The following is a 10,702-nucleotide window of genomic DNA, read 5'->3' on the forward strand; positions in this document are numbered from 1 at the left end:
CCAACAAAAAGGCCTCATCGCGAGGCCTTTTTTACCACTATCTGGCAGTAGATCAGGAGGGCTGATCACCCTTGTTACGAGCGCTCTGGGCACCTGGCGGCAAGGGTTTGCGTGCCATCAACTCCAGTTCCAGCAGCGCATAGCGGTGCTCGATGAAGTCATAGACGTTGTTGGATAAGGCCAGCTTGAAGTAACTGATGGCCTCCTTGCGGTTGCCTTTGCCCAGCTCGAACTTGCCCAGATAGAAGTAGGTTTCACACAGGCGCTCGGCAAGCTCCCGGTTATCCTTCACCCCTTTCACCACGTTGCCCATCAGCTGGGAAGCGTTGATCTCGCCGGTATAGAGGCGAACCAGATCCCAGTTCCAGGCATCGTCATCGTACTTGTTGAGACGCTCGCGCATCCGGCTCATGGCGGCCGACGGGTCGAGTTTCTGCTCGGCCAGATAGAGCCAGATCACCCGATAGGGGTCTTCCGGCTGCGCCTCGTAGAAACGCTTCATATCGGCCGCAGCCAGTTCGGGACGGTTGCCGTAATAGAGGGCGATGCCACGGTTGAGATAGGCATAGTCATAGTCCGGCGCCAGTTCGAGGGCGGAATCGAACGCATCATAGGCTTCGTCGTAATTCTGCTGCTGTACCAGATAGACGCCGATGAAGTTGTAGGCTTCGGCGAAATCCGGTTTCTCCCGCAGGGCACGGTTGAAATCGAGCCGCGCGAGGGAACGCAGACCAACCCGATCAAACACCACGGCACGCTCATAGAACAACTCTGCCCGTTGCTCGGTGGTCAGTTCCATTTCACTGAGCATCTGCCCGAGTCGGGCGAGCGCCAGCTCACTCTGGTAGGAGACCTGCAGGGGGGTCGCCAACACCAGTGAAGCAGGCTGCGGCTTGGGAACCTTGGGGGTGTTAACCTGACTGCTACTGCTGCAACCCCACATGGGAAGCAACAACAGGATACCGAGGAGGTATCCAATCCCTTTCCTGACGTTCAATGAACACTCCGACGCTTACGCTTGACCCCGCATATGGTAAAGGTCAACTGCCGCTTTGTCATGTAGCTGTGCCCCTCTACCTCAAATAAATCAGGATTCGACAGGGTATCCGGCATCGCACCAACCGCGAAAGCCGCCGTCGACGCTGATCACCTTGCGATAACCCATCTGTTGCAGGTTGTCCGCAGCCAGAATGGAGCGAAAACCACCACCACAATAGAGGTAGAGCTCGGTCTCGAGATCCGGGAACTGGGTCTCGATATCCCGCTCAATCACGCCACGACCCAGGTATCGGGCACCGGGCAGATGGCCTTTGGCCCACTCGCTCTCTTCCCGCACGTCGATTAGGTGAAACGTGCGCCCTTCATCCTGCCAGCGCTTGATCTGGTGAACATCGGTTTCGGTGATGCGGGAGCGGATCCCGTCAACCAGCGCCAAAAAACGGGGATTGTGATGCATGACAAACTCCTGTTGTTTAAATCATGTGCGTCAGCAAACGACACGCAGAGATAAGAAAAGAGCGCCATGAGGCGCTCTTCACTGTTACGGCAGGATTTCCTGTTGGTCCGCACCCTCTTTCTCTACCTGGGTGGGCAGCATGTGCTCGCGCTTGACGCCGAGGAACATGGCAAACGCACTCGCCACATAGATGGAGGAGTAGGTACCGAACGCCACACCGATCACCATGGCCACGGCAAAACCGTGGATCAGCGCACCGCCCTTGAGCAGCAGCGCCAGCACCACGATAAAGGTGAGGCCGGAGGTGATGATGGTACGACTCAGGGTCTCGGTCATGGAGAGATCCAGAATGTATTCGGTATCCCCTTTACGCACCTTGCGGAAGTTCTCCCGCAAGCGGTCGAACACCACGATAGTATCGTTCAGGGAGTAACCCACCAGGGTCATCAGTGCCGCCAGTACGGTCAGGTCGAACTCGTACTGGAAGTAGGCAAAGACACCCAGCGTGATCACTACGTCGTGCACCAGGGAGAGAATGCCCCCCAGCGCCAGACGCCATTCGAAACGCACTGCCACGTAGGCCAGGATACAGAGGATGGAGGCCAGCATGGCCAGCGCACCGTCTGTCGCCAGTTCATCACCCACGGAAGGGCCGACGAACTCGACGCGTTTGAGCACTGCGCCCTCGTCGAGCTGCTTGGCCGCCGCCAGCACTTCGTTACCCTGTTGTTCTACCTTGACCCCCTCTTTCGGGGTCAGGCGGAACAGTACGTCACGGCTGGAGCCAAAGTGTTGCAGGGTTGCCCCTTCAATCTTCTGCTCTTCCAGAGCGTCGTGGATCTTGTCCAGGCTCACCGACTGCTGGAACCCCACCTCGATGGTGGTACCACCGGTAAAGTCCAGACCCCAGTTCAGCCCCCGATCAAACAGGAAGAACAGGGCTACCACCATCAGCACGGAAGAGAAAACCACACCCGGCTTGGCATAGCGCATAAACGGGATCGGTTTTTCAAAATGTAGAATCTGAAACATCTCTCTATCCTCAGATGGGCAGCTTGTCGATACGCCGTCCACCCCAAGCCAGGTTGATAATGGCACGGGAAACTGTGATGGCAGTAAACATGGAGGCGGTCAGACCAATGCCCAGCGTCAGGGCAAAGCCCTTGATGGCGCCAGTACCGATACCGAACAGGATCACGCAGGTGATCAGCGAGGTCACGTTGGAGTCGGCGATGGTGGAGAATGCCCGATCAAAGCCCAGATGGATGGCTTGCTGAACACCGCGACCGTTGCGGATCTCTTCACGAATACGCTCGTAGATCAGTACGTTGGCATCCACCGCCATACCCAGCGTCAGGACGATACCGGCGATACCCGGCAATGTCATGGTGGCCCCCGGGATCATCGACATGATGCCGACAATCAACACCAGGTTCATACAGAGCGCCAGGTTGGCAACCCAGCCGAACGCGCGGTAGTAGATCCCCATGAACAGCACGATCACCAGCATGGCCCAGCCGATGGCTTCCATACCGCTGTCGATGTTCTGTTGACCCAGGCTCGGACCGATGGTGCGCTCTTCCACGATCTGGATCGGAGCGATCAGGGCACCGGCACGCAGCAACAGCGCCAGGTTGTGGGCTTCGTTGGCGTTGTCGATGCCGGTGATACGGAACTGGCTGCCAAGACGCGACTGGATGGTGGCGACGTTGATCACCTCCTCCTGCTTGCGGAACTTGCGCTTGCCATCCGGACCCGGTTGACCGACCGGCTTGTACTCGATGAAGACGGTCGCCATCCCTTTACCGACGTTATCCTTGGTAAAGTTGGCCATCTTGTTGCCACCCTGGCCATCCAGCTTGATGTTGACCTGGGGACGGCTGTACTCGTCGAAACCGGACTGGGCACCCACGATGTGGTCACCGGTCAGGATCACCCGCTTTTGCAGCACCACGGGACGACCATTGCGATCGTTGTAGACCTTGGAGCTGGGCGGGACACGGCCATCGGCCGCAGCCTGGATGTCGGCAGTCTCATCGACCATGTGGAATTCCAGGGTCGCGGTTGCCCCCAGGATCTCCTTGGCGCGGGCGGTATCCTGAATACCGGGCAGTTCAACGACAATGCGCTCGGCGCCTTGCTGTTGTACCAGCGGCTCGGCCACGCCCAGTTCGTTGACCCGGTTACGGATGATGGTGATGTTCTGCTCGAGGGCGTACTTCTTCACTTCCTTGATCTTGGCTTCGCTCAGACCAGCCAGCAGGATGAACTCATCCCCTTTCTGCTCGGTAGTGAAGGTCAAATCAGGGTTCTGACGACGCAGATGAGAAACGGCGCGTTCCTGATCGGCTTCGTCACGGAAGATCACCTGCACCTGATCTCCGACCCGACGTACGCCGGAGTAACGGATCTTCTGGGTGCGCAGCTCGGAGCGGAAATCCTGCACCATCTGCTCTTGCTGCTTGGTCAGTGCTTCGGCCATGTCCACTTCCATCAGGAAGTGCACACCACCGCGCAGATCAAGACCCAGCTTCAGAGGCGCCGCACCGATGGCTTCGAGCCAGGCGGGAGTGGAAGGTGCCAGGTTGAGTGCGGTAATGAAGTTGTCGCCCAGCTTGTTGGCAACGATATCGCGCGCCTTCAGCTGGTCTTCGGTGTTCTTGAAACGGATCAGGATAAAACCGTGCTCGAATGCAGCATGTTTGACCGGGATCTTGGCCGCTTCAAGGGTCTCTTTCACCAGATCAAGAGTATCTAGCTTGACTTCGGCACCACGGCTGGCAGAAACCTGCAAAGCCGGATCTTCGCCGTAAAGATTGGGGGCTGCATATAGAAAACCGATGGCGATCACCAGGATCACCATCAGGTATTTCCACAGCGGATAGCGATTCAACACGCTGTGCTCCTTGGGAGATTAAAGGGACTGGATAGAACCCTTGGGCAGAACGGCAGAGACGAAGTCCTTTTTGATGGTGACTTGAGTCTGGTCGTTCAGGGCGATCACCAGGTAATCGCTGTCTGCAGCCACTTTGGCAATTTTGCCAACCAGGCCACCGGAAGTGAGCACTTCATCACCCTTGGACAAGGAACTCATCAGATTGCGATGATCCTTGGCACGCTTGGCCTGGGGACGATAGATCATGAAGTAGAAGATCAGGCCGAATACGGCCAGCATGATGATCATTTCCATACCACCACCCTGTGCACCCGGTGCTGCGCCTTCTGCATACGCCTTGGAGATAATGCTCATTTAACAACCTCTTATTGATGTAGATTTAAAAAAACAAAATTATATGTTGTTGTTATTTAACGTCATTTTCAGCTAACGGAGGCACAGGCTTCCCTTGCCGACGGTAAAACTCTGTTACAAAGTCGTCTAATTTACCCTGCTCGATCGCGTCCCGCAAACCCTGCATCACACGCTGGTAGTAACGCAGGTTATGAATCGTATTCAGACGGGCACCGAGGATCTCGTTGCACTTGTCCAGATGGTGCAGGTAGCTGCGGCTGTAGTTCTTGCAGGTGTAGCAATCACACTCGGCATCCAGGGTACTGGTGTCGTTGCGATGTTGGGCGTTGCGGATCTTCACCACACCATCGGTGGTGAACAGGTGGCCGTTGCGGGCGTTGCGGGTCGGCATGACGCAGTCGAACATGTCGATACCACGGCGCACCCCTTCCACCAGATCTTCCGGCTTGCCGACCCCCATCAGGTAGCGCGGCTTGTCGGCCGGGATTTTAGGGCAAACGTGCTCGAGAATGCGGTGCATGTCCTCTTTGGGCTCACCCACGGCCAGACCGCCGACCGCATAACCGTCGAAACCGATCTCCAGCAGCCCCTTGAGGGAGACATCACGCAGATCTTCGTAGACCGAGCCCTGAATGATGCCGAACAGGGCGTTCTTGTTGCCCAGCGCATCAAACTTGTCGCGGGAGCGCTTGCCCCAGCGCAGGGACATCTCCATGGACTTGCGCGCTTCTTCATAAGTGGCCGGGTAAGGGGTGCACTCGTCGAAGATCATCACGATGTCGGAGCCCAGATCGTACTGGATCTCCATGGACTTCTCGGGGTCTAGGAAGATCTTCTCGCCATTGATGGGGTGACGGAAGTGGACGCCCGCTTCGGTGATCTTGCGAATATGGCCCAGGCTGAACACCTGGAAACCACCGGAGTCGGTCAGGATCGGGCCCTGCCAGTTCATGAAGTCATGCAGATCGCCGTGGGCACGCATCACTTCCTGTCCCGGACGCAACCAGAGGTGGAAGGTGTTACCCAGCAGGATCTGGGCGCCGGTTTCACGCACTTCTTCCGGGGTCATCCCCTTGACGGTGCCGTACGTCCCGACCGGCATAAAGGCCGGCGTTTGTACCACACCACGTTCGAAGACCAGTTGACCGCGACGGGCACGGCCGTCGGTGGTTTTCAGTTCAAATTTCATTGCTACCTCGGCTGCGTCAGATAAACAGTCTGACAATAGGAGGGCCGCTCACGGCCCGGTAAATAAGCTGAAGCTTATGCTTCAACCTGGCGACGGGTGACGAACATGGCGTCCCCGTAGCTGAAGAAACGGTACTGTCCGGCCACGGCTGCCTGATAGGCTGCCATCACGTTGTCATAACCGGCGAAGGCGCTGACCAGCATGATCAGTGTCGACTCCGGCAGATGGAAGTTGGTGACCATGGCATCGACAATCTGGAACTGATAGCCAGGGAAGATGAAGATATCGGTGTCACTGAAGAAGGGCGCCAGCGGTTTGCCCTGTGCCAGGGTGACCTTGGCCGCGCTCTCCAGCGAACGCACCGACGTGGTACCTACCGCAATCACCCGACCACCACGGGCACGGGTGGCCGCGATGGCATCTACCACCTCTTGCGGCACTTCCGCATACTCGGAGTGCATATGGTGATCTTCAATCTTCTCAACCCGCACCGGCTGGAAGGTCCCCGCCCCTACATGCAGGGTGACGAAGGCCGTTTCAACCCCTTTGGCCCGAATTTTCTCAAGCAGCGGCTCATCAAAGTGCAGACCGGCGGTCGGCGCCGCGACGGCGCCCGGCTTTTGATTGTAAACGGTCTGGTAGCGCTCCTTGTCGGCATCCTCGTCGGGACGGTCGATATAGGGGGGCAGCGGCATGTGGCCGATGGCCTCCAAAATTTCCAGCACCGGACGCGGGTCGAGGAAGTGGATCTCGAACAGAGCGTCGTGGCGGGCGCGCATCTCTGCCTCCACACCACCATCCATGATCATCCGGGTGCCGGGCTTGGGCGCCTTGGAGGCCCGGACATGGGCCAGCACGCTGTGCTCGTCCAGAATGCGCTCGACCAGTACCTCCAGCTTGCCGCCGCTGGCCTTCTGGCCAAACATGCGCGCCGGAATGACACGGGTGTTATTGAATACCAGCAGGTCACCCGGATTGAGCTGATCCAGCACATCCACAAATTGACCGTGGCGCAGGGCGCCAGTTTGACCATCGAGCTGCAACAGGCGGCTGGCGGTACGCTCTGCCATCGGATAGCGGGCAATCAGCTCGTCTGGCAGATCAAAATGAAAATCGGATACTTGCATCTTTCACCTCGGGGGGAATCGGCGGCTAGTCTAGTTATCCCCATCTTCCAAGGCAACCCAAAAGACCAAAAACCCAAGAGAGACAAGGGGTAGCGAGCAATATTGAGACACACCTCCGGTTAATGATTCTTTAATGTTCTGTATTGACCCTGATCATGTTTTGCCAATGGGCGCTGGGCTAGGGTGAAAGCAGATACATAAGGAGGCCCACCATGATGACCCTATCCGAAATCATGACCGAACATCCCTTCACTCTGGGTCCGTCAAACAGTGTCAAACAGGCGATGGACCTGATGCAGCAGGAGCGGATCCGCCACATTCCCATCGTCGACGAGCAGCACCACCTGCTGGGGTTGGTAACCCTCACCGATATCCTGGCCACCCGGGAATCCAAGCTGCTGCTCATCAGCCCGGAGCGGGAAGCCGAATTTACCGACAGCGTGCAACTCGACGAGATCATGACACGGCAAGTGGCGAGCGTAGATCCTCACGCCGGCATCAAGGAGGCAGCACTCTACCTGCAGCGCCACAGATATGGCTGCCTGCCGGTACTCAAAGGACGCAAGCTGATCGGCATTGTCACCGAGTCGGACTTTATTGCCGTGGCCATCAACCTGCTGGAGTTGATGGAAGAGCAGGAACCACCTACCGACTTTTGACAGATCGACCTGTAATTAAATTACAATAAAAGCGTTTTCAGCCGTCAGAATAAGCTAAAATGATGAAACACTTTCATTTTGATTGAAAAATTACACCAAATGCTTGCCTTGTGATCTGCGTCACACTATCATCCCTCTCATGCAATAGTTGCCGAGGGGGAGACGAGGGATTGTGCACCCATTATCTTCCTCTCATATGTCTGCAAGTTTGCACACCCCGTAGTTAGTCTTTGCTGTAAAGCATTTGTTTATATAGCCATTCCTTGTTTGATGACCCGGCCCTGTCGTTGCGATAGCGCCGGGATTTTTTTATCCGCGTTTTCTGCTCTCCCCCTTGTCAGCACATCTCCATCGCTGCGAGCAGCGGCCTCAACCTCCTGCACCACCTGTTTGCTCCACCGTTTATCTCATCGTGGCTCTGCACACATCTTCCCATGTCTTGAAAAGGCGATGTAGCGCACAGATATTGAACCATGAGAAGGAGTTATCTCAGTAGGCTAGAGATATTCATGTTAGGTACAGCCATAGTGAGCTATCTAATAAGTAGATTTAAGCGATTCAAAATTGCGGCTTTTATCGATTAACTGAAGCCCCTATGATGAATCCATAGAAAGTTAAGCGCCTCGTCTGGCAAGACTCTTCAACACCAGACCGGCATATGTACATCACCAAGGAGCAATTACATGTCTACCTACATCAACACTGAAATCAAGCCGTTCAATGCTACCGCCTACCACAATGGCAAATTCGTTCAGGTGTCTGACGCTGACCTGAAAGGCAAGTGGTCCGTGGTCTTCTTCTACCCGGCTGACTTCACCTTCGTTTGCCCGACCGAGCTGGGCGACCTGGCTGACAACTACGCTGAATTCCAGAAGCTGGGCGTTGAGATCTACTCTGTCTCTACCGATACCCACTTCACTCACAAAGCATGGCACGACACTTCTGACACCATTCAGAAGATCCAGTACCCGATGATTGGTGACCCGACTGGTACCATCACCCGCAACTTCGGCGTGATGATCGAAGAAGCTGGTCTGGCTGACCGCGGTACCTTCGTAATTGACCCGCAGGGCATCATCCAGATCGTCGAGATCAACGCTGGCGGCATCGGCCGTGACGCACTGGAACTGCTGCGCAAAGTCAAAGCAGCCCAGTACGTTGCCTCCCACCCGGGTGAAGTGTGCCCGGCTAAATGGAAAGAAGGCGAAGCCACTCTGGCCCCGTCCCTGGACCTGGTAGGCAAGATCTAAGCCTCCCGCTTCCAAGACCGGCCCGTATAAGGGCCGGTTTTGTTTCCGGCCCCAAGCAAAGGCGCCGGTCTGCTTTCCGGCTTACATCTCACGCCGACCCGCAATCACAAGAAGGAATTCGAAGATGTTGGATACCAACCTCAAACAACAGCTGAACACCTATCTGCAGTACATCGTCAATCCCATCGAGATCAGCGTGTCCGGCAACGACAGCGACAAATCTGCAGAGCTGCTGGCACTGGCCAGCGAGATCGCCGAGATGTCCCCCAAGATCACCCAGACCTCTGGCACTGCCGCTCGCAAGCCTTCCATGAGTGTCGCGCCGCAGGGCCAAGCCCCGCGCGTTCACTTTGCCGGCATCCCCATGGGTCATGAATTTACCTCTCTGGTGCTCGCCCTGCTGCAAAGCGGCGGCCACCCCTCCAAGGCCGATGCGGCTGTGCAGGAACAGATCCGCAATCTCAAGGGTGAGTTCCACTTCGAGACCTATATCTCCCTCTCCTGCCACAACTGCCCGGACGTAGTACAGGCCCTCAACCTGATGGCGACCCTGAACCCCGGCATCACTCACACCATGATCGACGGCGCCCTATTCCAGGAAGAGGTCGCCGAGCGTCAAATCATGGCGGTACCGAATGTCTACCTGAACGGCCAACCGTTCAGCCAGGGCCGTATTTCGCTCGAAGAGATCGTCGCCAAACTCGACACCGGCGCTGCCGAGCGCAAGGCCGCCGAGCTGAATGAGAAAGATCCCTACGATGTGCTGGTCGTGGGCGGTGGCCCGGCTGGCGCCGCAGCGGCCATCTATGCCGCTCGTAAAGGCATTCGCACCGCCATCGTTGCCGAACGTTTCGGTGGTCAGGTGATGGACACCGTCGGCATCGAGAACTTTATCTCCGTGCCCTATACCGAAGGCCCTAAACTGGCCGCCAGCCTGGAGCAGCACGTCAAAGAGTACGGCGTGGAAGTGATCACCGAGCAGCGTGCCGCCGCCATCAGCAAAGATGGGTATGTGAACGTGGATCTCGCCTCTGGCGCCACCTTGAAGAGCCGCGCCGTGATCCTGGCTACCGGTGCCCGTTGGCGTGATCTGAATGTGCCGGGTGAGCTCGAGTACCGCACCAAGGGCGTGGCCTACTGCCCGCACTGCGATGGCCCCTTCTTCAAGGGCAAGCGAGTAGCGGTGATCGGTGGTGGTAACTCCGGCATCGAGGCGGCCATCGATCTGGCTGGCATCGTCGAGCATGTGACTGTGGTGGAGTTCGCCGACACCCTGCGAGCCGATGAAGTGCTGCAGAAGAAGGCTCGCTCCATGGCCAACATCGACATCATCATGAGCGCTCGCACCACCGAAGTGATCGGTGATGGCAGCAAGGTAGTCGGCATGGACTACGAAGATCGCACCACCGGCGAGATCAAACACCTGGCGGTGGCTGGCATCTTCGTCCAGATCGGCCTGGTACCGAACACCGAATTCCTGAAAGGGAGCGAGATTGCCCTGACCCGCTTTGGCGAGATCGAGATTGATACCAAAGGGGCGACCTCCCTGCCCGGCGTCTACGCCGCAGGGGATGCCACCACGGTACCGTTCAAGCAGATCATCATCTCCATGGGTGCTGGCGCCACCGCCGCACTGGGTGCGTTTGATTACCTCATCCGCAACCCGGCTCCTGAAGCGACCAAGGCTGACGCTGTGACTGTCTGATAAACCCCGCGCAACAAAAAGCCGACGCCCGATGAAGTAAACACGAGCGTCGGCTTTTTTATATCT

Annotated in this window: 10 protein-coding genes; 3 read left to right on the forward strand and 7 right to left on the reverse strand. The window is 56.9% G+C overall.

Features of this window, described 5'->3' with window-relative positions; translation table 11 throughout:
• Positions 1 to 52 precede the first annotated feature (52 nt).
• From nlpI to queA, 7 genes are all read right to left on the reverse strand, one after another.
• On the reverse strand, positions 53 to 997 hold the full coding sequence (gene nlpI, locus VF684_RS20560) for a lipoprotein NlpI (protein WP_005351017.1): 945 nt from the start codon (positions 995 to 997) through the stop codon (positions 53 to 55).
• Between the two features lie 90 nt (positions 998 to 1,087).
• Positions 1,088 to 1,456, reverse strand: a complete 369-nt coding sequence (locus VF684_RS20565) for a rhodanese-like domain-containing protein (RefSeq protein WP_019446086.1) — start codon at positions 1,454 to 1,456, stop codon at positions 1,088 to 1,090.
• Between the two features lie 84 nt (positions 1,457 to 1,540).
• Complete coding sequence (secF, locus tag VF684_RS20570; protein WP_005337322.1) at positions 1,541 to 2,488, reverse strand: protein translocase subunit SecF; 948 nt, start codon at positions 2,486 to 2,488, stop codon at positions 1,541 to 1,543.
• 10 nt (positions 2,489 to 2,498) lie between these two features.
• Positions 2,499 to 4,352, reverse strand: coding sequence for a protein translocase subunit SecD (gene secD, locus VF684_RS20575; protein ID WP_005337324.1), 1,854 nt, complete (start codon positions 4,350 to 4,352; stop codon positions 2,499 to 2,501).
• Between the two features lie 18 nt (positions 4,353 to 4,370).
• Positions 4,371 to 4,706, reverse strand: coding sequence for a preprotein translocase subunit YajC (gene yajC / locus VF684_RS20580; protein WP_005337327.1), 336 nt, complete (start codon positions 4,704 to 4,706; stop codon positions 4,371 to 4,373).
• Positions 4,707 to 4,758: 52 nt separating this feature from the next.
• On the reverse strand, positions 4,759 to 5,895 hold the full coding sequence (tgt, locus tag VF684_RS20585) for a tRNA guanosine(34) transglycosylase Tgt (RefSeq protein WP_005337329.1): 1,137 nt from the start codon (positions 5,893 to 5,895) through the stop codon (positions 4,759 to 4,761).
• A 74-nt stretch (positions 5,896 to 5,969) separates the two neighbouring features.
• Positions 5,970 to 7,022 (reverse strand): tRNA preQ1(34) S-adenosylmethionine ribosyltransferase-isomerase QueA, encoded by a 1,053-nt coding sequence (gene queA, locus VF684_RS20590; protein WP_005344678.1) that lies wholly within the window; start codon positions 7,020 to 7,022, stop codon positions 5,970 to 5,972.
• 212 nt (positions 7,023 to 7,234) lie between these two features.
• On the opposite strand from queA, the gene VF684_RS20595 reads away from it, so the two are divergent.
• From VF684_RS20595 to ahpF, 3 genes are all read left to right on the forward strand, one after another.
• Positions 7,235 to 7,681 carry a CBS domain-containing protein gene (locus tag VF684_RS20595; RefSeq protein ID WP_013723842.1) on the forward strand — a complete coding sequence of 149 codons (447 nt, stop codon included), beginning with the start codon at positions 7,235 to 7,237 and terminating at the stop codon, positions 7,679 to 7,681.
• Positions 7,682 to 8,364: 683 nt separating this feature from the next.
• Complete coding sequence (ahpC, locus tag VF684_RS20600; protein WP_005337335.1) at positions 8,365 to 8,931, forward strand: alkyl hydroperoxide reductase subunit C; 567 nt, start codon at positions 8,365 to 8,367, stop codon at positions 8,929 to 8,931.
• A gap of 124 nt (positions 8,932 to 9,055) precedes the next feature.
• Complete coding sequence (gene ahpF, locus VF684_RS20605) at positions 9,056 to 10,636, forward strand: alkyl hydroperoxide reductase subunit F (RefSeq protein WP_139441397.1); 1,581 nt, start codon at positions 9,056 to 9,058, stop codon at positions 10,634 to 10,636.
• Positions 10,637 to 10,702: the final 66 nt, after the last annotated feature.

The sequence above is a fragment of the Aeromonas sp. Lyrl_2 genome (genome assembly GCF_051948815.1).
GTDB classification, from domain to species: Bacteria; Pseudomonadota; Gammaproteobacteria; order Enterobacterales; family Aeromonadaceae; genus Aeromonas; species Aeromonas veronii.

What these genes read in the sequence shown, in the direction of transcription:
- VF684_RS20595 (WP_013723842.1), top strand. Translation starts at nt 7,235, where the DNA reads ATGATGACCCTATCCGAAATCATGACCGAACATCCCTTCACTCTGGGT.
- secF (WP_005337322.1), bottom strand. Translation starts at nt 2,488, where the DNA reads ATGTTTCAGATTCTACATTTTGAAAAACCGATCCCGTTTATGCGCTAT.
- VF684_RS20565 (WP_019446086.1), bottom strand. Translation starts at nt 1,456, where the DNA reads ATGCATCACAATCCCCGTTTTTTGGCGCTGGTTGACGGGATCCGCTCC.
- ahpC (WP_005337335.1), top strand. Translation starts at nt 8,365, where the DNA reads ATGTCTACCTACATCAACACTGAAATCAAGCCGTTCAATGCTACCGCC.
- yajC (WP_005337327.1), bottom strand. Translation starts at nt 4,706, where the DNA reads ATGAGCATTATCTCCAAGGCGTATGCAGAAGGCGCAGCACCGGGTGCA.
- queA (WP_005344678.1), bottom strand. Translation starts at nt 7,022, where the DNA reads ATGCAAGTATCCGATTTTCATTTTGATCTGCCAGACGAGCTGATTGCC.
- tgt (WP_005337329.1), bottom strand. Translation starts at nt 5,895, where the DNA reads ATGAAATTTGAACTGAAAACCACCGACGGCCGTGCCCGTCGCGGTCAA.
- ahpF (WP_139441397.1), top strand. Translation starts at nt 9,056, where the DNA reads ATGTTGGATACCAACCTCAAACAACAGCTGAACACCTATCTGCAGTAC.